This is a genomic window from Microtetraspora fusca (genome assembly GCF_001570365.1).
GTDB classification, from domain to species: Bacteria; Actinomycetota; Actinomycetes; order Streptosporangiales; family Streptosporangiaceae; genus Microtetraspora; species Microtetraspora fusca.
On sequence record NZ_BBYK01000051.1, the window covers coordinates 133,730 to 155,701 of the forward strand.

17 protein-coding genes are annotated in these 21,972 nt (G+C 69.8%); 8 read left to right on the forward strand and 9 right to left on the reverse strand.

From position 1 onward, the window contains the following. Positions 1-7: 7 nt before the first annotated feature. The 5 genes from AWQ68_RS21450 to AWQ68_RS21470 all read right to left on the reverse strand — a co-directional run bounded on the left by AWQ68_RS21450 (position 8) and on the right by AWQ68_RS21470 (position 4,046). The gene (locus AWQ68_RS21450) at positions 8-487 is read right to left on the reverse strand and encodes a flavin reductase family protein (protein ID WP_245656021.1); all 480 of its coding nucleotides are present in this window, start codon (positions 485-487) and stop codon (positions 8-10) included. A 130-nt stretch (positions 488-617) separates the two neighbouring features. Further along, positions 618-1,523 (reverse strand): ABC transporter substrate-binding protein, encoded by a 906-nt coding sequence (locus AWQ68_RS21455; protein WP_066942921.1) that lies wholly within the window; start codon positions 1,521-1,523, stop codon positions 618-620. A 36-nt stretch (positions 1,524-1,559) separates the two neighbouring features. Further along, complete coding sequence (locus AWQ68_RS45125; protein ID WP_245656022.1) at positions 1,560-2,222, reverse strand: ABC transporter permease; 663 nt, start codon at positions 2,220-2,222, stop codon at positions 1,560-1,562. After that, on the reverse strand, positions 2,219-2,881 hold the full coding sequence (locus tag AWQ68_RS45130) for an ABC transporter permease (protein WP_066942925.1): 663 nt from the start codon (positions 2,879-2,881) through the stop codon (positions 2,219-2,221). Before AWQ68_RS45130 ends, AWQ68_RS45125 begins: the two co-directional genes overlap by 4 nt. Continuing rightward, the gene (locus tag AWQ68_RS21470; protein ID WP_084464258.1) at positions 2,874-4,046 is read right to left on the reverse strand and encodes an ABC transporter ATP-binding protein; all 1,173 of its coding nucleotides are present in this window, start codon (positions 4,044-4,046) and stop codon (positions 2,874-2,876) included. The genes AWQ68_RS45130 and AWQ68_RS21470 overlap by 8 nt, the downstream gene beginning before the upstream one ends. A 279-nt stretch (positions 4,047-4,325) precedes the next feature. Between AWQ68_RS21470 and AWQ68_RS21475 the strand changes: the two genes are divergently transcribed. Both AWQ68_RS21475 and AWQ68_RS21480 read left to right on the forward strand, forming a co-directional pair. Continuing rightward, the gene (locus AWQ68_RS21475; protein ID WP_066942927.1) at positions 4,326-6,473 is read left to right on the forward strand and encodes a hypothetical protein; all 2,148 of its coding nucleotides are present in this window, start codon (positions 4,326-4,328) and stop codon (positions 6,471-6,473) included. 725 nt (positions 6,474-7,198) lie between these two features. Then, positions 7,199-8,557: a hypothetical protein gene (locus AWQ68_RS21480; protein WP_066942929.1), complete on the forward strand. Its 1,359-nt coding sequence runs from the start codon at positions 7,199-7,201 to the stop codon at positions 8,555-8,557. 376 nt (positions 8,558-8,933) lie between these two features. Here the strand turns inward: AWQ68_RS21480 and AWQ68_RS21485 are convergent, their stop codons facing one another. Together AWQ68_RS21485 and AWQ68_RS21490 are read right to left on the reverse strand one after the other, a co-directional pair. After that, positions 8,934-10,106: an acyl-CoA dehydrogenase family protein gene (locus AWQ68_RS21485; protein WP_066942931.1), complete on the reverse strand. Its 1,173-nt coding sequence runs from the start codon at positions 10,104-10,106 to the stop codon at positions 8,934-8,936. Next, entirely contained in the window at positions 10,106-11,176 is a 1,071-nt protein-coding gene (locus AWQ68_RS21490) for an acyl-CoA dehydrogenase family protein (protein ID WP_066942933.1), read from the reverse strand. Before AWQ68_RS21490 ends, AWQ68_RS21485 begins: the two co-directional genes overlap by 1 nt. A 275-nt stretch (positions 11,177-11,451) precedes the next feature. Between AWQ68_RS21490 and AWQ68_RS21495 the strand changes: the two genes are divergently transcribed. Together AWQ68_RS21495 and AWQ68_RS21500 are read left to right on the forward strand one after the other, a co-directional pair. Continuing rightward, the gene (locus AWQ68_RS21495; protein WP_174554129.1) at positions 11,452-12,111 is read left to right on the forward strand and encodes a TetR family transcriptional regulator; all 660 of its coding nucleotides are present in this window, start codon (positions 11,452-11,454) and stop codon (positions 12,109-12,111) included. A 178-nt stretch (positions 12,112-12,289) separates the two neighbouring features. Then, positions 12,290-13,450 carry a steroid 3-ketoacyl-CoA thiolase gene (locus tag AWQ68_RS21500; protein ID WP_066942935.1) on the forward strand — a complete coding sequence of 387 codons (1,161 nt, stop codon included), beginning with the start codon at positions 12,290-12,292 and terminating at the stop codon, positions 13,448-13,450. A gap of 643 nt (positions 13,451-14,093) precedes the next feature. On the opposite strand, the gene AWQ68_RS21505 is transcribed toward AWQ68_RS21500, so the two are convergent. Further along, positions 14,094-15,896 carry a C40 family peptidase gene (locus AWQ68_RS21505; RefSeq protein WP_157545555.1) on the reverse strand — a complete coding sequence of 601 codons (1,803 nt, stop codon included), beginning with the start codon at positions 15,894-15,896 and terminating at the stop codon, positions 14,094-14,096. Between the two features lie 394 nt (positions 15,897-16,290). On the opposite strand from AWQ68_RS21505, the gene AWQ68_RS21510 reads away from it, so the two are divergent. Further along, on the forward strand, positions 16,291-17,496 hold the full coding sequence (locus AWQ68_RS21510) for a cytochrome P450 (protein WP_218006963.1): 1,206 nt from the start codon (positions 16,291-16,293) through the stop codon (positions 17,494-17,496). 52 nt (positions 17,497-17,548) lie between these two features. On the opposite strand, the gene AWQ68_RS21515 is transcribed toward AWQ68_RS21510, so the two are convergent. Beyond that, positions 17,549-18,574 carry a GDP-mannose 4,6-dehydratase gene (locus tag AWQ68_RS21515; RefSeq protein WP_066942942.1) on the reverse strand — a complete coding sequence of 342 codons (1,026 nt, stop codon included), beginning with the start codon at positions 18,572-18,574 and terminating at the stop codon, positions 17,549-17,551. Positions 18,575-18,871: 297 nt separating this feature from the next. Between AWQ68_RS21515 and AWQ68_RS21520 the strand changes: the two genes are divergently transcribed. The 3 genes from AWQ68_RS21520 to AWQ68_RS21530 all read left to right on the forward strand — a co-directional run bounded on the left by AWQ68_RS21520 (position 18,872) and on the right by AWQ68_RS21530 (position 21,972). Next, complete coding sequence (locus AWQ68_RS21520) at positions 18,872-20,116, forward strand: glycosyltransferase family 4 protein (RefSeq protein WP_066942944.1); 1,245 nt, start codon at positions 18,872-18,874, stop codon at positions 20,114-20,116. A gap of 87 nt (positions 20,117-20,203) precedes the next feature. Continuing rightward, positions 20,204-20,917 carry a class I SAM-dependent methyltransferase gene (locus AWQ68_RS21525; protein WP_066942946.1) on the forward strand — a complete coding sequence of 238 codons (714 nt, stop codon included), beginning with the start codon at positions 20,204-20,206 and terminating at the stop codon, positions 20,915-20,917. Further along, on the forward strand, positions 20,914-21,972 hold the full coding sequence (locus AWQ68_RS21530; protein WP_066942948.1) for a prenyltransferase: 1,059 nt from the start codon (positions 20,914-20,916) through the stop codon (positions 21,970-21,972). Before AWQ68_RS21525 ends, AWQ68_RS21530 begins: the two co-directional genes overlap by 4 nt.

Below are 21,972 nucleotides of genomic sequence, written 5' to 3' on the forward strand. Positions count from 1 at the left end.
CTTGAGATCAGGACACGGGCCGATAGCGCGCGCGGAGCCGTACGAGCGGGGCGTTCGCGGGATGGATGTAGTCGACCGCCAGCACGGAGGCGATGAACAGCATGTGATCTCCGGCCGGAACCACCTGCGACGTCTCCGCCTCCAGCGCGGCCACGCCGCCCTCCACGATCAGCGCCTCGCTGTTCGGCCCGCGGTGGTGGGCCGCGCCGGCCAGCAGCAGCCGGGCGCTCGGACGGCCCGGCGTGGCGAAGCGGGAGGCGATCGCCTGCTGCCCGTCGGCGAGGACGGTGGCCGCCCAGCGGTCCCGGCGCAGCAGCATCTCGGTGAGGTAGCTCGCGGAGGCGAGGCTCACCATGACGAGGGGCGGATCGAGCGACACCGACATCAGCGTGGAGACCGTGGCCCCCACGTCGTCCCTGCCCTCTCGTACGGTGACCACCGAGACGCCGGCGGGCAGTTGCCCCATCGCCTCGACGAACTCGCCCACCACGCTCTCCCGCGACCTCGTCCGCTCGTTGCGGTCAGAGCCTATGCCTCCGGCCGATCTCCCCGGCGGGCGCGCCCGCGTCGCCGGTGAACCGGGAGCGCGGGCGGCCGCCACGGGAGAGCGCCCTGGGTCAGACCAGGCCGTTCTGGGAGAGCCAGTCCTTGGCGACCACCGGCGGGTCGTCCTTGTCGACGGAGATCCGCTTCATCAGCGTCACGAGGGTGGCGGTGTCGAGCTTGGCTGAGACGGCGTCGAGCGTGGAGGTGACGGTGTCGTTCACGCCCGGCTTGTAGACGAGGGGCGCGATGTTGTCCGCGCCGAAGGCGTTCTTGGTGTCCTGCAGCGAGACGAGGTCGTTCAGCAGGATCTTGGGGTCGGTGGTGAAGACGTTGCCCGCCTGGACGGCGCCGCTCTTGATCGCGTCGGCGGTCGCGTCGCCCGTCGGCTTCCACTCCTTGAACTCCAGGCCGTAGACGTCCTTGAAGTTCTTCTCCTGGCGTTCCTTGAACTCCGGCGGGCCGCCGACGACGAAGTCCTTGGACACCTTGGCCAGGTCCTCGATCGTGGTCAGGTTGTGCTTGGTCGCGGTCTCCTTGGTGACCGTCAGCGAGTTGTTGTCCTCGGCGGCGGCGGGCTGCAGGACCTCCAGCTCGGCGGGAAGCGCCGTCTTCAGCCCGGCAAGGATGTCGTCCTTGGTCTTGGCCGTGCTGTTCTTGTCCACGAACGCGAGCAACGATCCGATGTACTCGGGCAGCACGGTCAGGCCGCCGCTCTTGATCTGGCCGTACACGATCTCACGGCTGCCGATGTTGGGCTTCTCCTCGACGGGGACGCCCTTGGCCTGGAGTGCCTGGGCGTAGATCGACGCGAGAAGCACGCTCTCGGGGAAGTTGAAGGAGCCCACGACCACCTTCTTCGCCTCTCCCGGAGTCGCGGACGCGGTGGTGGAGGACAGGGGGTCGGACCCGCCGCCGCAAGCGGTAAGCGCGAGCGCCGCGGTCACGGCGACCGCGACGGCGCTGAAAAGGCGTTTCATCAATATTCCCTTCATAATTGGGGGGTAAAGTATAGATTACCGGACCCGCCGGACGCCGGGCGAGACCGCTACCCGCGAGAGCAGCGTGAAACCGGCCTGAGCCGTCAGGGCCAGCACGACGACGAGGAAGGCGCCGCCGATCGTGATCGTGTAGTTCTTGGTCGCGAGGCCGTCCATGATGAAGCGGCCGAGCCCGCCCAGCCCCACATAGGCCGCCACGGTGGCCGTCGCCACGACCTGGATCGCCGCGAGACGCAGGCCCAGCAGGATCAGCGGCAGCGCGACCGGCACGAGCACCTTGAAGAGGACCTGCGGCCCGCGCAGGCCCATGCCGTACGCGGCGTCCCGCAGGTCGGGGTCCACCCCCCGCACGCCCTCGTACGTGTTGACCAGGATGGGCGGGACGGCGAGCAGGACCAACGGGACGAGCACCGGCCACGTGCTGCCCACCCCCACGAGCAGCACGACCAGCACGAGGATGCCGAGGGTGGGCAGCGCCCTGGCGGCGTTCGCGCTGACCACGATGACGAACGAGCCGCGGCCGGTGTGCCCGACCCAGAGCCCGAGCGGGATCGCCACGGCCGCCGCCATCAGCAGCGCGACCACGGAGAACTCCAGGTGCTCGAGCAGGCGCACGGGGATGCCTCCCGGGCCCGACCAGTTCGCCGGATTCGAGAAGAAGTCGATCAGCCAGTTCACGCGCGCCTCCACGGGGTCAGCAGCCGCTGCGCCAGCACGAGCAGGCCGTCGGCGGTGACCGCGAGCAGGACCGTCGCCACGATGCCGACCACGATCGGCGTGGTGAACTGGCGCTGCCACCCGTCGATGAACAGGTAACCGAGCCCGCCCTGGCCGATGAGCGCGCCCACGCTGACCAGGCTGATGCTGGAGACGGTGGCGACCCGCAGTCCCGCGAGCACGACCGGCACGGCCAGGGGCAGCTCGACCCGCACCAGCCGGCGCAACGGGGTGAACCCCATGGCGACCGCCGAACTCCGCACGTGGTCGGGGATCGAGGTGAGCCCGTCCACCACGGCCGGGATGAGGATCGCCAGCGAATAGAACGTCAGCGGCACGATGACCGTCGCCTGCCCGAGGCCGGTGATCGCGAGCATCACGATGAAGATCGCGATCGACGGCAGCGAGTAGACCACGTTCATCACGCTCACCGTGGGCTGATAGAGCCATCGCCAGCGGGCGCTCGCCAGGCCGAGGGGCACCGCCAGCAACAGCCCGAACAGCACGGGCAGGAACGCCATGACGATGTGCGACTCCAGCAGCGCGAGGATGCTGTCCGGCCGGCCGGTGTCCCAGTTGCGCCAGATCCAGTCCCAGCGCACCAACGGTTCGTCACCCATGCGGGCCCTCCCCGTCGCTGCGATCGCCCGGCCCTGGATCCGTCGGCGCGGGCTCGTCGGGCCCCGGCGCCTCCCCGGCCGATCCTGGTGCGGCTCTGGGAGTCGACGTCCGGTGCGCCTCCTCCGGCCACGGGCTTTCCGGGGCCGGAGCCGTGTGGCGCGCGGCGTACTGGCCGAGCACCTCGTCCAGCGCCTCCCGCGTGGCGACGCCGATCACGCGGTCGTCCTCGTCGACCGCGACCGCCGTGCCGTTGACCGCGAGCAGGGCCGCGTCCAGCGCCGCGCGCAGCGAGTCCCGCTCCGGATTGAACGTCCCGTACGGCAGGAGCCCGCCCTCGGTCCGCCAGCCGAGCGGGCGGCCGGAGGCGTCCAGCGCGAGGTCGGCGGGGACCGCGGCCAGCCGTACGTCCTTGGCGGGGATGAACGACAGCCGGCGGATGCCCCGGTCGCGGCCGAGGAACTCGCGGACGAAGTCGTCCGCGGGCTCGGTCAGCAGCGTCGCGGGCCCGGCCATCTGGGCCAGACGGCCGCCGACGCGCATGACGGCCACCGTGTCGCCCAGCTTGATCGCCTCGTCGATGTCGTGGGTGACGAACACGATCGTCTTCTGCAGGTCGGACTGCAGGCGGAGCAACTCGTCCTGCAGGCTCGTCCTGACGACCGGATCGACGGCGCTGAACGGCTCGTCCATCAGCAGCACAGGTGGATCCGCGGCGAGGGCCCGGGCCACACCCACCCGCTGCTGCTGGCCCCCAGAGAGCTGGAAGGGATAGCGCCGGGCGAGTTCGGCGTCCAGGCCCACCCGTTCGAGCAGCTCCATCGCGCGGGCGCGAGCCCGCTTCCTGTCCCAGCCGAGCAGGTGCGGCACGGTCGCGACGTTGTCCACGATCTTGCGGTGCGGGAACAGGCCCGCCTGCTGAATCACGTATCCGATGCCCCGGCGCAGCGTGGGCGGGTCGATCTCCCGCACGTCCTGGCCGTCGAGGAGGATCCGGCCGTCCGTGGCGTCGATCATCCGATTGATCATCCGCAACGAGGTCGTCTTGCCGCATCCCGACGGCCCGACGAACACGGTGATCGCTCCTGTGGGCGCCTCAAGAGTGAGGTCGTCCACGGCGACCGTCCCGTCGTCGTAGCGTTTGGTGACGCCTTCAAATGTGATCACAGGAACCTCGTCCTTCGAGAGTTTGCGATCACGTCAACAACCCCGAGGCCCCTACCGTTCCCCTGAGCTCTGCTCAGCCACATGATCCCCCTCAGCCAGCGTACGCGGGACATCTCGCCCGTCGTGTCCCATCCCTGGAGGAAATGGAACGGATGAATGATCGCTTAAATTACTTACTAAATATCTATCAAAGGACCTTGGAATACTGCGGTGGCCCGTGACGTCTTGGCATGATTGACTACACTCTCCGCACTCGCACCAACCTCAGGGGAACCGGCAGTGACAACACCGCTCACCGGTCAGCGGTCGCGCAGTGAGCTGATCGCCGAGCTTTACGAGCGTCACGCCGCCGGGCTGTTCGCCTACTGCCACGACCAGCTCGGCGAGACAAGCTCCGCCGCCGACGCCGTCGTGTCCATCTTCACGGGCGTGCCCACCGACCCCTCCCCCGCCCGCGCCGCGCTGTACGCGCTGGCCCGGCGCGAGATCTACCGCCGGGATGTCAGCTACGCGCTCCCGGCCGTCGACTCGGTCGCCGACCCGGCCACCGCGCTGATCGAGCGGGTCTTCCGGGACATCCGTCCCCACCAGCGGGAAGTCCTCCTCCTGTCCGCGGTCTGCGGCCTGACCACCAGTGAGCTCTCCTGGGTGTTCGAGGTCGCCACCGACACCGCGGCCGAGCTCACGCTCAGCGCGCGCCGCCGCTTTTCCCAGACGCTCATCACCGCGACGACCGCGGCCCGCTCGGCCCCGTACGTGCCGATGGGCGTCGCCGAGGTCTACGACGCGATCATCGTCTCGCCGATCGAGGACGTACTGGCCCGGCTGCCCTGGCGCCGCCCGGCCGCCGCGGTCCGCGCCCGGGTCCTCTCCTCCCTGCCCGTGGAGGAGGTCGGCGAGACCGCCACCACCCCGGCGACGCTACCGACGCGGAAGCTGTGGCCCACCACGCCCGCGTGGCCGCTGCCGCTCACCGACCCCAACCAGGTGACCAACACCTGTGTGCTCCCCGCCGAGGCCCTCGTACCGCCGAAGCCGGGGCGCCGGTCGAAGCACGAGGCGACGACCGAGCCGATGCCCCGGCTGCGTCCCTCGCTTCTGGCGGCGTTCACCGAGCGCAAGCGCCGCACCGCCTCGCCCAAGCCCGCGGACGCTCTTACAAATCAGGGGACGGAGACGGTTTCGACCCCGGATCCGGCCACTCCGGCTCCCGACTCCACTTCCGGCCCCACTTCGGGCGCGGTCTGGGGTTCGGTCTGGAGCCCGGCTCACGCCCCGGACGCCCTGGACTCGACGTCCGCCCCGGATTCCTCCGGCTCGATCTGGGATTCACGCCCCACCTCAACCGATCCGGATCCGACAGCCGCCCCGGATGCGGCTTCCGGCTCGATCTGGGACTCACCCCGCGCCCCGTCCTGGGGCTGGGGTTCCTCGCCCACGCCGGGCTCGGACTCGGCGTGGCGTTCGACGTCGGACGGGCAAGAGTCGCCGAGCACGCCGACGACCACGCCCACGTCGGCCCTGCCCGCCGTTCCGGGCTCGGTTGTGTTCGGATCAGCCGCGTCCGGCTCGACTCCCGCGTTCGGGTCGGCGCTTCCGGTACCGACCGAGACCGCGCCCCCTGTTGCCGACGTTGCCGACGTTGCCGACGAGCCGGTGTTTCCCGTACGGACCGAGCCGGCACGCGTAGACCCTGCCGATCCACTCTTCCAGGGGCGGCCGGAGTCCGAGCTCCCGGCTCAGCGTGAGGCGCGGTTCCCGGTTCGGGACGAGCCGCTGTTCCCTGCACGGACCGAGTCCCAGCTCTCCGCTCGGCTTGAGCCGACGTTCCCGTCTCCCGCGGAGGCACCGCTTCCGATGCGGCCCGAGGCGACTTCTCCGGCGTCCAGCACGGCGGGGTTCGTCATGTCGGCCGAAACACTGCAATTCGCCGCGTTCCGCTCCGCGGAGGAGACGTCCACCACGTCGTCCCTCCCGGCTCTGCCCGGCTCCCTGGCGCCCGAGGCCGAGGTGGCGGTCACCGTCACGAGCGGTATCGCGGAGAGGAAGCCCGCTCCGGCCCAGCTCACCGAGCCCGTTGAGACCACCACGCCGACCGACGGCGACACGGCGGCTCCGCGCGGAAGGCGGGCCAAGAGGCGCGCCGCCGCCGAGAAGGCGGCCAAGGCGAGCGCGGCCGAGACGACGGCACCGGCGGCCCCGTCCACGGCGAAGGACGAGTCGGAGCCCGAGGACGCCACCGCGGCGACGCCCAAGGCGGCCAAGGCGGCAGCCAAGGCTGAGGCCAAGGCGAACAAGGCCAGGGCGAAGGCGTACAAGCGCCGCGAGCGTCACTATGACTGGGCCTGGGAGGCCATCGGCTTCCTGATCTGCGTGGCGATCGCCATGCTCGTCTTCTTCTCCATGCAGACCTTCGTCACTCCCTGACGCCGAGAGGCGCCCGAAGAGAGGCATGACCTGCCGGGCGCGTGTGGCTGAGGTCCGTAAGCGCCGCGGCGGGGCGGCACACGTGGGACGCTGACCAGGCGGGGCGGCACTCGTGGGACGGCTGACCAGCAGCCATCCCACCCGCATCCCGCCTCTGCCCTTCGGCACCCTGGCAGGATCGTTCTCATCGACAGCGGCTCCCCCGGTCGTCAACCCCGGGGTCGGCCGCCGCGATGCACCCGTACGCGTAGCTGTCACTCTGGGCCGTCACAGCCTCCCGCTGCCGCGCCCGGTAGGCAGAGGTCCGGCAGGCGGGCGAGTCGTAGAGCGCGTCACGGCGGCGGGGACAGGGGTCCCGGTAGCAATCAAGAAATTTCCAACCGATACACCTGCGACCTGCGACAACGCCGCACCCATGAGTTGAGGTCACGATTGGCTTACGGCGTTGGATCGCTCTGGTCCAGTGCCGGCAGGAGGCGGGCTGATCCTGTATCAGCGCCTGGACGGCCTGGTTCGGCCTCTTCCACGAAAGCCGGCAATCCGGCGATACGGCATGGCCACCGACGCCTACGACGTCAGGACACGAATGGTGGCATTCGCGACACCCAACTCGGTGGCGCGGTCGTGGATCACTCGGTTAGCCTTCAACCTCGTTCGAGTGCAGCCGTAGATCTTCACCGCCTGACTTGCTGCCCGACCATCAGCGTCCATGGAGGAAGGTCTACGTGCTGACCCGCCGTCGTGCCCTGTTCACGCTCACTGGATCGGTGTTCCTGGTGAGCGGGTGCCGCCTGCCCGGCCGGCTGACCGGGGTGGAGAAGACGCGCGATGCCACGGACATGCAGGCCGACGTCAAGCGCTTCATCGATCGCCGCAACGCCGCGCTGCGCTCCGGTGACGAGCAGGCCTGGCTCGCGGGCGTCGACACGTCCAACGCCGCACTGATGGCGAGCCAGAAGCTGCAGTTCGCGAACCTGCGCAAATTCCACTGGGAGACCCTGCAGCTGTCCAGCGGGCCTTCCAGCGGCCCGCTGGTCGCCGAACCCCAGCGATACACCAAGACGCTGCCGCAGGACGTCGACGGCTTCAAGGTCCGCCTGGTCTCCAAGCTGGCCGGCGTCGACAGGGACAGCAGCGCCAGCGATTTCATCTACCTGTTCGCGATGGTGAACGGGCAGTACACGATGGTCGACGTCGGGCCCGTCACCGACGACTACGGGCTGACCTACGACTCGCCGTGGGAGCTGACCCCGCTGACCGTCGCCAAGCGCGGGGACGTGGTGCTGGCCACGGACGGGTCGGTGCCCGACTTCGGCGCCTACGCCAAGGTCGCCGCCAGGGCCAGCGCCACGGTGCGCCGCGACTGGCTGGGCAACCCGGCGCCCGGCGGCTTCGCCCTGTTCCTGACCAGCAGGCCCGCCAGCTACAAGAAGTGGTTCGGCGCGGGCACGCCCAGTTGGTCGGAGGGCGTGGAGATCTCCCTCCTCGGTGCCAACACCGACAAGGTCAATGTCACGGGCCACTACGCGGGCTCCCGCATCGTGGTCAACATGGAGTCCACCCTCAAGTCGGACGACCCGCTGCTGGTGATGAAGCACGAGATCACTCATGCGATCACCACGGCGGTGCAGCCGGTCGACATCGAGCTCGGCCCGGTGCGCGGCACCGCCGGCAAGGGGCTGAGCCTGTCCGCGCCCCGGTGGGCCAGCGAGGGCTTCGCCCGCTACATCGAGAACCGTGGAACCCAGGCGGCCGCCGACCGGTGGGTGATCCGTGACGGCCTGGCCAAGGGCCTGCTGCGCGCGGACCTGCCCAACAACGAGCACTTCTACGATGACAAGTACCGCTCGTTCAACTACTCGCTGGGCTGGTCGCTGTTCCAGTTCATCGCCGAGGTCAAGGGCCACGCGACCGCGCTCAAGGTCTACCTGGGCCTGGTGACGAGGCCAAGCTTCGGCAACATGCAGGGCAGCGACGCGCTCTTCGACACGCTGTACCGCCTGAAGCTGCAGAGGGAGCCGTTCGTCACCACGAGCAGCTCCCTGTTCTGGCAGCAGTGGACCGCCTACCTGCACAGGATGTGACGGCGGAAAAGCGCGACGTTGACCACGGCCCTGGCTTCCTCCTGGACCAGGGCCAGGTGGTAGAGCCCCTTTGAAGGACTCGGCGGAGATCGTGTAGACGTCCTCCGTGCTCAAGGGCGGGCGGCGAACCCGGCGTGCGGGTGAAGACTTTCACGCCGCCCAGCGAAGCGCCGTTGCCTGGGGCCGAGGTCCGGACGTCGCCGATCAGGTCACCCGCCAGGGTCACCGCACCTCGGCGCCACGACGATATCGGACTCCTCATCGAAGTGACGGCGCCGCCGGGCAGCAGCCCGCTCGACAGGCACGTGGTGAGCAGCGAGGTCCGGAGAGAACGTGCTCGCCCGCGAGCCATGCGGAGAGGCGGACGATGGGGCGCTCACCGGGGCGGCTTGGGGAGCTGCAGGCCGAGCATCGCGATGAGCTCCCGCTGCACCTCGTTGACCCCGCCGCCGAAGGTGAGGACGAGGCCGCCCTTCACACCGCGATCGACCCGTCCGATCAGGTCGCGTGTCTCCTCGTCGCCGGGGTCGCCGTACCGGGCGAGGGTGTCTCCGACGATGCGGCCGACCTCCTGCATCCGCTCAGAGGAGTAGATCTTGGTGGCGGAGGCGTCGGGAGCGCCCAGCCACCCGAGGCCCATGTTGGCGGCCACCTGCCAGTTCAGCAGCTCGTTGGTCCGGAAGTACGCGTACACCTGGGCGACCGCCCGCCGTACCGCCGGGTTCTCGATCAGGGGCCTGCCGTCGCGGCCGGGCTTCTCCTTGGCCCACCGGAGGAACCGCACGTACGTGTGACCGATGTTCCCCGCCGGGCCGAGCGTGACCCGCTCGTGGTTGAGCTGGTTGACGATCAGATCCCAGCCCTTGTTGACCTCGCCGACCACCATGTCCACCGGGACGCGGACGTCGCTGAAGTACGTCGCGTTCGTGTGGTGCCGGCCGTCCATCGTGATGATCGGCGTCCACGAGAAACCGGGGTCGGCGCAGTCGACGATCATCATGGTGATCCCGCGGTGCTTCTTCGCGGCGGGGTCGGTACGGGCGGCGAGCCAGACGTACTGCGAGTGGTGCGCCCCCGACGTGAAGATCTTCTGCCCGTTGACCACGTAGTGGTCGCCGTCCCTGACGGCCGTGGTCCGCAGCGAGGCGAGGTCGGTGCCCGCCTCCGGCTCGCTGTATCCGACCGCGAAGTGGCACTCGCCCGCCAGGATGCGGGGAAGGAAGAACTCCCTCTGCTCGGCCGTGCCGTACTGCATGAGGGTCGGGCCCACGGTGCCGACCGTGATGATCGGGTACGGCACCTCGGCGAGGGCGATCTCGTTCGCGAAGATCTGCTGCTCCAGCGGGCCGTAGCCGCCTCCGCCGTACTCCTTGGGCCATCCGAGACCCAGCTTGCCGTCCCGGCCGAGCTTCCTGCAGTGCTCCATGTACGCGGGCCCGAACGGATCTTTCGAGATCTTCTCGCGGTCCTCTGGGGTGATGCAGCCCGCGAAGTATTCGCGCAGCTCGTCGCGGATCCGGCGTTGTTCCCGCGTGAGTTCGATGAACATCAGACCAGGGCTCCGATCAGGTCGAGCTGGGCCTCCGCGCCGCCGAGCAGGTTGGCGGCGTGTTTGCTCCAGGCGAAGTAACGGTGCAGTGGATAGGTCACGTCCAGGCCCATGCCCCCGTGCAGGTGCTGGCAGGTGTACAGGGCCCGCACGACGCTGTCCGAAGCGGTGTACGCGGCGATCGCCAGGTCCTCCTCGGCGGGCAATCCCTCGGCCAGCCGCCACACGCCTGACCAGACAGCCACGTCGACGGCCCGCGCTGCGATATAGACGTCGGCGATCTGCACGGTCACGGCCTGGAACTCGGCCAGGGCCCGGTCGAACTGCCTGCGGGTCTTGATGTAGTCGGTGGTGATCTTGAGCGCGCCCGCGAGGACCCCGGAGGCGGTCGCCGTGATCCCCGCGAGGGCGTGCAGCCGGAGCGCCTCGTAAGCGCGACCGTCCGCCTCTCCCACGGGCTCGCCGGGCACGTCGTCCATCGCGATCACCGCACCCGGCTCTCCCGTGGACAACGGCATGTCCTGTACCGCGACCGCGGCCGGATCGACCAGGAACAACCCGACGCCCGCTCCCTCCACTTGAGCGGGCACCAGGATCCGTGACGCGGCGGCGGCGTGGGACACCATGCTCATCCGCCCCGTGATGCGACCGTCCCTGGCCGACGTCGTGGGCGGATCCGCGAAGCCCGCGCCAGGTTCGCGCAGCCCGACCGCCAGCACCGCCGCTCCCTCCGCCAGGGGAGCGAGGGCCTCCTTCTGGGCGGCGGTGCCGTACCGGCCGATGGTGAGCGCGGCGACCAGGCTGGACAGCGCCGGCACCGGAGCGACGTGCGCGCCGACCTCCCGGAGGATCACCGCCATCTCGATGGGGCCGAGCCCTGCGCCGCCCGCCTCCTCCGGCAGGCACACGCCCAGCAGGCCGGCCTGCGCCATCGCCGCCCAGATCTCCGAGTCGTACGGCAGGCCGGACGCCTCGTGCGCCTCGATTTTGGCGTGGGTCGAGGTGCGGTCGAGGACGTCCGCCGCCAGGGTGCGCAACTCCGTCTGCGTCTCGTCCAGATTGAAGTCCATCGGATCTCCAGGGTCGTCGGATGGCGAACGCGTCAGCGAACCGGATCATGGTGAGTGGTGCTGTCCGAGCGCGGTTGTCTGGACCTCTCCGGCCGTCGCCTCCTCCACAGTCACTCCCCCCGCAAAGTAGAACACGCTCTAATCTCTGTCCAGAGCGCGCTCTTTCCGATCTGTCAGGGCATCCGACGGAACCAAGAAAGGCATGCAAGACCGAGCTTCGTTGTGACTGGTGAGTAACCGTCCAGGAGGGGGAAGAAGTCAGATAACGTGTTCTTATGCGTAGTCCGCATGCCGTCATCGAGGCCGCGACGCCGGTCCCGGAAGGGGCAGCCAGCGTGGAGAACCACCCGACCGCCGCGACCACCCCCGGCGCCCGCACCCGTAGCCAGCTTCAGCGGCGCAAGCGCATCGTGCAGGCCGCCGCCGCCCTCGCATCACGCGGCGGCGTCGAGGCCATGCAGATGCGGACCGTCGCCGAACGGGCGGGCGTCGCGCTTGGCACGCTCTATCGCTACTTCCCGTCCAAGATGGATCTCGTCGTGGCCGTGGTGGGCGAGGAGATCGATCTGCTGGAGTCGAGCATCCAGCGCCGCCCGCCGAGCGCGCCGACCGCCTCGGGGCGCGCCGTCGACGTCCTGATGCGCGCCACCCGGGGGCTGATGCGCGAGCCGGAGCTCGCCGACGCACTGCTTCGGTCACTGATCATGACCGAGGTGGAGACGCCGTTCGGCGACCGGATGGCCAGGCTCCTGCTCCGCGTCGCCGGGGAGGGACTGACCGTCGAGCTGGCCACGGAGGACCAGCTCACTCTCGCGAACTCGCTCGCCAGCGTGTGGGTACACGAGCTGCTCGAAATGCTCCGCGGGCTGCGGACGTACGAGCAGATCCAGCAGCGGCTCGAAATCGTCTCCGCTCGCCTGCTGATGGACTTCTAGCCCGCTCCCCCTCCTGCCCGAAAACAGCCGTTGACCTGTGGGGATCGCTCGCCGGGCGGTGTCGTACGGCCACCGTCCGGCGCGGGCCGTCCGCTGAACCGACCCCGATCTTCCGCCGAAATGTGGAACCCGTTACAGTCCGGAACTGGAACAAGGTTCTGACACGGAGGAGGTCACCGTGGGCACGCCGGTGATTGTCGAGGCGGTACGCACTCCGATCGGGAAGCGGAACGGTTGGCTCGCGGGCCTGAAACCGCAGGCCGTCCTGGCGACCGCTCTCAAAGGGCTGGTCGAGAAGTCCGGTATCGACCCCGCGGTCGTCGGCCAGGTCTTCGCGGGCTGTGTGACCCAGGCGGGCGAACAGGGCGGGCACATCGGCCGGCACGCCTGGCTCTACGCCGGCCTGCCGTACCAGACCGGCGTGACGACGATCGACGCCCAGTGCGGATCGTCCCAGCAGGCGGTTCACCTCGTGGCCGCGATGATCCAGGCGGGCGTCATCGAGGTGGGCATCGCCTGCGGCGTCGAGGTGATGAGCCGTCAGCCGTTGATGAGCAACGTGCAGCCCGCCCGGCCCCGGCCCGACGACTGGTCGATCGACCTTCCCAACCAGTTCCAGGCCGCGGAGCGGATCGCGCAGCGGCGCGGCATCACCCGTGAACGTCTGGACGCCTTCGGCGCACGGTCGCAGCAGCTGGCCGCCAAGGCATGGGCCGACAACCGGTTCGAGCGCGAAATCCTCCCGGTGGTCGCGCCCGTCCTCGACGGGGACGGCCAGCCGACCGGCGAAAGCCAGACCGTCACCAGGGACCAGGGGCTGCGCGAGACCACGGTCGAGGGGCTCGCCCGGCTCCGCCCGGTGTTGGGCGAGGAGGGCCTGCACACCGCCGGCACGTCCTCGCAGATCTCCGACGGCGCGGCGGCCGTGCTGCTCATGAGCGAGGAGGCCGCCGCACGGCACGGCCTGCGTCCGCGAGCGCGGATCCTGGCTCAGGCACTCGTCGGCAGCGAGCCCTACTACCACCTGGACGGGCCGGTGGACGCGACGGCCAAGGTGTTCGCGCAGACGGGGATGACGGCGAGCGACATCGACCTCTTCGAGGTGAACGAGGCGTTCGCCTCCGTCGTCCTGTCGTGGGCGTCCGTGCACGAACCCGACATGGACCGCGTCAACGTCAACGGCGGTGCGATCGCGCTGGGGCATCCGGTCGGCGCCACCGGCTCCCGACTGATCACCACCGCGCTGCACGAGCTTGAGCGGTCCGACTCGTCCACCGCGCTGATCTCCATGTGTGCCGGAGGCGCGCTCGCCACCGCCACGATCATCGAACGTCTGTGACATCCCCAACGTCCCCACTTCCGGCCCTCACCTCTCCACATCTGCCCTCCGCCTCCACACTTCCGGCCCCCACCTCTCCACATCTGACCTCCACATCTGACCTCCGCCTCCACACTTCCGCCCCTTACCTCCCGCCTCCGGTTCCTGAGTCCTGGTTCGGGTTCCGGTGCCCCGGCCCTCCGCTCCGCTCAGGGCACCTGCTTCCCGCCCGGACGATCGGCGGCCATGCGCAGGACGGCCAGCGACCGTGCGTGAGCCGGTAAGCGGCTGCGCGGGGGTCGGCAGCCATGCGCGGCCGGTCGTCGGCTGCGCGTAGGGCAGTCGGCGGCCATCCGCGGGCCGATCGTCGGCTGCGCGTAGGGCGGTCAGCGACCGTGCGTGAGCCGGTCGGCGGCTGCGCCGGGGGCGGTCGGCGGCCATGCGGGGCGCGGCGACGGATCCGCGGCTGTGCGCGGCGCTGCGGCAGTTCGGTCGCCGTGCCGCGCACCCGCGCCCAGTTCCCCGCTTCCGGCCTCCGGCTTCCGGCTTCCGGCTTCCGGCTTCCGGCTTCCGGCTTCCGGCTTCCGGCTTCCGGCTTCCGGCTTCCGGCTTCCGCGAGGAGTATCCACGTTGGGCGACGGCCACAGAGCCTGTCAGCCGGACGTCAGGCCGGGCGTACCGCGCCGCGAAAGGTCGTCATGTAGTGACGGGAGCCGAGAACGTCCACTTTCTTGACGACGTCACCCGTCTTCGGGGCGTGGATCATCAAGCCATCCCCGGCGTACATGCCCACGTGAGTCGGGTCGCTCTGGCCCCCTCCGAAGAACATGAGATCCCCCGGGCGCAACTCATCGAGAGCGACCCTGCGGCCCTGCCGGAACTGCGTGCCCGTGTAGTGGCCGAGCTCGACCCCTGCTTTGGCCCATGCCGCCATCACAAGGCCGGAGCAGTCGAATCCGACCCGCACCGCACCTCTGCCGACTCCCTTGCTCGGGCCACCGGCCGCTCCGCCACCCCACGTGTATGGCGTGCCGAGCCAGCTCTCCGCCGCCTTGACCGCGACGTCACCGCGTGTCTCCACCGCCGGCTCGCCCTGGGTGCCGGTCGCCTTCGAACCGAGTTCTCCGGCCTTCAGGGTCGGTCCGCCCGATGGCGCCGTGCCGTCCGCCGTTGCCTCACCTGGGGTCTCCGCCGCGACGGCCCCCGGCTCACCGGACGCCTCCCCCGCCGGCTCTCCTCGCACCTCCCCCACGCCGGTGCTTCCCGGCCGCATGCTGCCTCCGCCGAGTCCCCGGTCACTCAGGTCCGGTACGTCCTGCCCTCGCGAACCAGGGGGTACCGAGATCTGCAGGTCAAGGTTCAGGAGGCCCACGGCATGCGTGGTATGGCTCTCGTCATCGGCGTCTCGGGCATCCGGAACCCGAACGCTGGATGATCGCGCGTCCGGCCACCACGCGGAAGCGTTCAGCTCGCTCTTCCCGCCCTGCTCCGGCCCGGCCACACCGTCGTCCAACCCGATGCCGCCCCCGTCCTGGAGACAGTTCTCGAACTGGTCGAAACGGGCCAAACCAGCGACGCCGAAGAGCGCACCCGCCTCTCCAAGCGTGAAACCCCCGTCGGATGATGCCGTACCAAAGGAGGGCCACAGTAGCCAGGAGCGGACTGGTAACGCTTCCAGGCGCTCGTCCCGGGCCACCGGCCACTTCCTCGCCAGGGCGAGCGCCGCCGACCGCATTCCCACGGCTGCCCGCCCCTTCGGCGGGACAACCGCCGAGGTCACCCCCTCCCCGACCGCCCGCTGTTCCCCGATGGTCGTCGTCGCGCCCGCGGGCGGAGCTGTGGCGTGCTGCGCCTGCCGTATCCACAGCTCCATGTGGGCCATCCAGCGCTCGATCCAACGAATGAGGGCTTCACCGTTCGCTTCGATCGGAGGCCAACCGCCGACGAGAGAGCCATCGCCGGTTGAGCGCCGGATCGGCATCGCGGTTCGCATGTCGACCGCGCCCGCGATCCCGGCGCCGGCCGCCCAAGTGTTCTCCGTCCGGATGTCGCCTCCGCGACGACCGTCGGTTTCCTCCGGCCGTTGCCCACGCGCGCCGTACGGCGACCGGCCGGTCGAGCCCTCCGGCGACCAAGCGCCACTCTCGGGTCCAGTTGGCAGCCCCGGTGGACCGCAAAGGCTCGGGACCGCCGTGTCACGTGCAGACGCCTTCGCACTCTCAGTCGCGGGGCCGGTGACGGTCACTCCGGCGATGGCCGCGGTGCCGAGCTTGACGGCGAGGATGACGGGGATCATGTGCTCCTCCTGAGTCCGATCGACATCGAGGCTCAGCATCGGAGCCGGCGACCCGACCTCAGGAGAGCGAAAACGGTTCTGGGGATAACCCGAGGGATGTGGAAAACCCGCCCGGTCGGGCTTCTCAATCACGCGGCGCGGATCGGCCGCCGCCGCGTTCCGCAGGCCCACGGACCCGGAGGAGTACGACGAGGCCGTACCCGATGCGTGGCGGGCGGTGCTCGGCTACGCAGCGTGAATGACCAAACGCCACAACAGGTCCCGCCCGGTCGCGACCGCGTATCCCGAACCTGCGGAAACCGCCCAGACCGGGCTCGACCACGCCCGGCCCGCCCCCTATGGGCCTTGCCGAACCATCAGATCTCCGTAGCCGTACGACCTGCCGGTACGGGCGTCGTGGTTGGCGGCCTTCCTTGACGGGCAGGCCACCTCGTAATAGAACACGTTTCAGAAAGGCGGTCTGCCAAGCGTTTGATCGGGACTCCCGACGAAGCGCGAGGCCGAGCGCACCCCCGCCAACACGATCCCCGATCTCCAGGCCACATCTCCCCAGTAGGTGACTCCTGTGCAAATCAACGTCGTCGACCAGGACTACTACGCGCGGCACGGCGTGCCGCACGAACAGCTCAGATGGCTGCGGGACAACGTCCCGGTGTTCTGGCACGAGGGTGACGCCGAACTCGGCTGGCCGGGCTTCTGGGCGGTGACCAAGCACGAGGACGTCGTGCACGTCTCCCGGCACTCCGACCTCTTCTCCTCGGCACGCCGCCTGTCGCTCTTCAACGAGCTGCCGGAGGAGGAGCAGGCACTCCAGCGGATGATGATGCTCAACCAGGACCCGCCGGAGCACACTCGCAGGCGCTCCCTCGTCAACCGCGGCTTCACGCCCCGCGTGATCTCCCTGCTCGAAGAGCACATCCGCGACATCTGCCACCGTCTGGTCGACGAGGTCGAGGGCAAGTCCGACGTGGACTTCGTCACGGACATCTCCGCGCCCCTGCCGCTGTACGTGATCTGCGAGCTCCTCGGCGCGCCGGTCGAGGACCGGGACAAGATCTTCGAGTGGTCCAACCGGCTCATCGGGGCCGAGGACCCCGACTACGCGACCACGCCGGAGGAGGGGCAGGCCGCCGCGGCCGAGGTCTACGCGTACGCCGGGAGCCTGGCGGCGGCCCGCAGGGAGGATCCGCGCGACGACATCGTCACCCGGCTCATCCAGCCGAACGAGCGCGGCGAGGTGCTGACCGAGGACGAGTTCAACCTGTTCGTCCTGCTGCTCATCGTCGCGGGCAACGAGACGACCCGTAACGCGGCGACCGGCGGGATGCTCACGTTCTTCCAGCATCCGGAGCAGTGGGCCCGGCTGGTGGCCGACCGGGCGATGGCCCGGACCGCGGCCGACGAGATCGTCCGCTGGGTGTCCCCCGTGAACCTGTTCCGCCGTACGGCCACCGCGGACACCGAGATCCGCGGACAGAAGATCGCCGAGGGGGACAAGGTGGTGATCTTCTACGCCTCGGCCAACCGCGACGCCGACATCTTCGCCGACCCGGACGTCTTCGACATCGGGCGGGACCCCAACCCGCAGATCGGGTTCGGCGGCGGCGGAGCGCACTTCTGCCTCGGCAACCACCTGGCCAAGCTGGAACTCCGGGTGCTCTTCGAGGTCCTGTCCGAGCGGTTCCCGAAGATCAGCCAGGCGGGCGAGGCGTCCCGGCTCAGGTCCAACTTCATCAACGGCATCAAGTCGCTGCCGGTCCACCTGGGCTGACAGCGGGCCCGGCGCTCCTCAGGGCGGGAGCGCCGGGTCACACTCTTTGAAATCAGGGCCAGGAGGAGTCCTGGTGGGGGTCGCCGCCTCCGGCGAGGAGGTTGAGGTCGGCCTCCACCATCATGGCCACGAGCTCCTCGAACGAGACCGTCGGCTCCCAGCCGAGCTGCGCCCTGGCCTTCTTCGGGTCGGCGCAGAGCAGGTCCACCTCGGCCGGGCGGTGCAGGGCCTGGTCGCACACTACGTACCGCTCCCAGTCCAGGCCCGCCGCACCGAAGGCCGCCTCGACCAGCTCCCGGACCGACTGCGTACGGCCGGTGCCGATCACGTAGTCCTCGGGCTCGGCCGCCTGGAGCATCATGTGCATGGCCCGGGCGTAGTCGCCGGCGAAGCCCCAGTCGCGGCGCGCCTCCAGGTTGCCGAGCCGCAGCTCGTCGGCCATGCCGAGCTTGATCCGCGCGACGCCGAGGCTGACCTTGCGGGTCACGAACTCGGCTCCGCGCCTCGGCGACTCGTGGTTGAAGAGGATGCCCGACACGGCGTACATGCCGTACGACTCGCGGTAGTTCTGGGTGAGGAAGTGCCCGTACGCCTTGGCCACGCCGTACGGCGAGCGGGGATGGAACGGGGTGCGCTCGTTCTGCGGAGTCTCCCGCACCTGCCCGAACATCTCCGAGGACGAAGCCTGATAAAAGCGGATCTGGCCGGATCCGGCGCCACGGGCCGCGGTGATCCCCGAGCAGACCCGGATGGCCTCCAGCATGCGGAGCACGCCCATCCCGGTGACCTCGGCGGTCAGCTCCGCCTGCTCCCATGACATCGGGACGAACGAGATCGCGCCCAGGTTGTACACCTCGTCGGGCTGGACCTTCTCCACGGCCGAGATCAACGACCCCTGGTCCAGCAGGTCACCGCGTACGAGCCGGACGTCCTGCAGCAGTTGGCGCACACGCGAGACCCTCGGGTTCGCCTGGCCGCGCACCAGCCCCCAGACCTCGTATCCCTCATGCAGCAGGTGTTCAGCGAGATACGAGCCGTCCTGGCCGGTGATGCCAGTGATCAGCGCACGCCTGGCCAAGGATCCTCCTCGCATCGGGGGGCACCCGAATTCTCCGAAGTCCGCAGAGATAGCGGAGAAAGCAGCTATGAGAGGCGAATGTACCGCTCTGACCCCATCTGAGCGCAGTCGCGACACGGACAGCAGACTAGAACCTGTTCCACCGAACCGCATTCGGGTAAGCTAACTGCGCACTTCGCACCATGCGAAGGCGCGATAAGAGACCAATTTCACCTCCACATCCCCTTGGTAGGGTCCGGAGGTTAAGGTCATCTTTATGGCAGCCCCAAGGGGGGCACAGCTGGAGAGGGGTGCCCCTTGGCGGAGAGCCTGCGAGTCGCGCTGCTGTCCTACCGCAGCAAGCCCACCTGCGGCGGTCAGGGGGTGTACCTGCGCCACATCAGCCGTGAGTTGGTCGCCCTCGGGCACCACGTCGAGGTCTTCTCCGGCCAGCCGTACCCCGAGCTCGACGAGGGGGTCATCCTCAACAAGGTCCCCAGCCTCGACCTCTACGACGACGCCGACCCGTTCCGCACGCCGAAGCTCCACGAGTACCGCGACTGGATCGACGCGCTCGAAGTGGCCACGATGTGGACCGCCGGCTTCCCCGAGCCGCTCACCTTCAGCCTGCGGGTCTACCGCGAGCTCAAGAAGCGCCAGGGCGACTTCGACGTCGTCCAGGACAACCAGACCCTCGGCTACGGCCTGCTCGGGATCCAGAAGCTCTTCCCCGTCGTCGGCACCATCCACCACCCGATCAGCGTGGACCGGCGCATCGAGCTGCAGGCCGCGAAGGGCTGGAAGAAGCTCTCCATGCGCCGCTGGTACGGATTCGTCCGCATGCAGAGCATCGTCGCCCCCCGGCTCAGCCCGATCCTCACCGTCAGCGAGTCGTCCCTCGCGGACATCCACCGCGACTTCAACGTGCCGCAGTCCAACATGCGGCTGATCCCGCTCGGCGTGGACACCCGCTTCTTCCACCCCCGCCCCCACCTGCCCAAGCGGCCCGGCTCGATCGTGGCCGTCGCCAGCGCCGACTCCCCCATGAAGGGCGTCTCGACCCTGCTGCGCGCGGTCGCCAAGCTCGCCACCGAGCGCGAGGTGAACCTGACCGTGGTCAGCAAGCCCACCCCCGGCGGGCCGACCGAGCAGCTGGTCGCCGAGCTCTCCCTGCACGACCGGGTCCGGTTCCTGCACGGCATCTCGGACGAGGAGCTGGCCGAGCTGATCGCCACCTCCGAGGTCGCGGTCGTGCCCTCGCTGTACGAGGGCTTCTCCCTCCCGGCGGTGGAGCACATGGCCTGCGGCACGCCCCTGGTCGCCTCCAGGACCGGCGCGCTGCCCGAAGTCGTCGGAGACGCCGCGGTCCAGGTGACGCCGGGCGATCCCGAGGAGCTCGCCGCCGTACTGCGCCGCCTGCTCGACTCGCCGGAGGAACGCGCCGAGGTCGGCCGCAAGGGCTACGACCGCGTGATGGAGCGCTACGCGTGGCCGGTCGTCGCCCAGCGCACCGTCGACGCCTACCGCGAGGCCATGGCCGCCCGTACGGCCGTCGCCTCCTAGGACCACGCCGCGCGCGGCCGTCCCCGCGCCCGCGCCCGTTCACGAAGCCGGATCGGATGCCCCCATGATCAGGAAAGGTAGGCAGGAGTGCTGACCGTCGACTTCGACCGGCTGCCCGTCGGGCCTGGCGACCGCGTTCTCGACCTCGGCGCCGGCGGCGGCCGGCACGCCTTCGAGGTGCTCCGCCGGGGCGCCGACGTGGTGGCGTTCGACATGGACGCGACCGAGCTCGAAAGCGTCGCCGCGATGTTCGCCGCGATGGACAAGGAAGGGCAGATCCCCCCGGGCGCCTCCGGCGAGACCGTGGTCGGCGACGCGCTCGCCATGCCGTTCCCCGACGCGTCCTTCGACCGGGTCATCGCGGCCGAGGTGCTGGAGCACATCCCGGACGACATGGCGGCCATGCGTGAGATCGTGCGCGTGCTCAAGCCCGGCGGACGGGCCGCCATCACCGTGCCGAGCTTCCTGCCCGAGCGCATCTGCTGGGCGCTGTCGGAGGACTACCACACCGCTCCCGGCGGGCACATCAGGATCTACACGCTGGCGGAGCTGCAGGCCAAGCTGAAGGCGTCCGGGCTGGAGGTCGGCTCCCACCACCACGCGCACGGCCTGCACTCGCCGTACTGGTGGATCAAATGCGCGGTGGGGGTGAACAACGACGACCACCCGCTGGCGAAGGCGTACCACGAGCTCCTGGTGTGGGACATCATGAAGCGTCCCGCCGCCACCCGGATCGCGGAGTCCCTGCTCAATCCGCTGATCGGCAAGAGCGTGGTCGTCTACGTCCGGAAGCCCGAATGAGCGTCCCCGCCGTCCCGGGAGTGATAACGGCGGACCAGGTGGTGGCCACCGCGCGCAGCATCGCGGCGGTCCAGGACGACGAGGGCGGCGTGCCGTGGCCCGAGGGCCACATCGACGCGTGGAACCACGTCGAATGTCTGATGGCCATGACGGTGGCCGGACTGCGCGAGGAGGCCCGCCGGGGGTACGGCTGGCTCGCCCGCCACCAGCGGCGGGACGGCTCCTGGCCGATGAAGGTCGTGGACGGAGAGGCGGTCGAGAGGGGCGGCGAGTCCAACCACGCGGCCTACGTCGCCGTCGGGGTCTGGCACGACCTGCTCGTGACCGGCGACGAGGCGTTCGCGGTCTCCGCGTGGCCGATGGTCACCCGGGCGCTCGACTTCGTCGTCGAGCTGCAGACGGCCCGCGGCGAGATCGTCTGGGAACGCGACGCGCACGGCGTGCCTGCGGCGTACGCGCTGCTCACCGGCTCGTCGTCGGTCTACCAGGGGCTGCGCTGCGGCGTCCTGCTGGGCGAGCGGCTCGGCGACCCACAGCCCGACTGGGAGCTGGCCGCCGACCAACTGGGGCACGTGCTCGCCGCGCATCCCGAGGCGTTCGCCGACAAGAGCCGCTTCTCGATGGACTGGTACTACCCGGTCCTCGGCGGCGCCGTACGCGGACCGGCGGGCGAGAAGCGCCTCGCCGAGGAGTGGGACACCTTCGTCGTACCGGGGCTGGGCGTGCGCTGCGTCTCCGACCAGCCCTGGGTGACCGGCGCCGAGTCCTGCGAGCTGGTGCTGGCCCTGGACGCGATGGGCGACCGGGAGCGGGCCCTGCGCGTCTTCGCGGACATGCAGCACCTGCGCCACGAGGACGGCTCGTACTGGACGGGCTGGCAGTTCGCGAACGAGAAGCACTTCCCGCACGAGCGCTCGGCCTACACGGCGGCCGCGGTGATCCTCGCGGCCGACGCGCTGTCCGGAGCCACGGCGGGTGCCTCGATCTTCCGCGACGCCGACGCGGACGAGGTCCGCATCACCGGCGACTGCGGCTGCGAACACGCGCGCGCCTAG

What these genes read in the sequence shown, in the direction of transcription:
- AWQ68_RS21485 (WP_066942931.1), bottom strand. Translation starts at nt 10,106, where the DNA reads ATGTTCATCGAACTCACGCGGGAACAACGCCGGATCCGCGACGAGCTG.
- AWQ68_RS21530 (WP_066942948.1), top strand. Translation starts at nt 20,914, where the DNA reads ATGAGCGTCCCCGCCGTCCCGGGAGTGATAACGGCGGACCAGGTGGTG.
- AWQ68_RS21490 (WP_066942933.1), bottom strand. Translation starts at nt 11,176, where the DNA reads ATGGACTTCAATCTGGACGAGACGCAGACGGAGTTGCGCACCCTGGCG.
- AWQ68_RS21495 (WP_174554129.1), top strand. Translation starts at nt 11,452, where the DNA reads ATGCGTAGTCCGCATGCCGTCATCGAGGCCGCGACGCCGGTCCCGGAA.
- AWQ68_RS45130 (WP_066942925.1), bottom strand. Translation starts at nt 2,881, where the DNA reads ATGGGTGACGAACCGTTGGTGCGCTGGGACTGGATCTGGCGCAACTGG.
- AWQ68_RS21455 (WP_066942921.1), bottom strand. Translation starts at nt 1,523, where the DNA reads ATGAAACGCCTTTTCAGCGCCGTCGCGGTCGCCGTGACCGCGGCGCTC.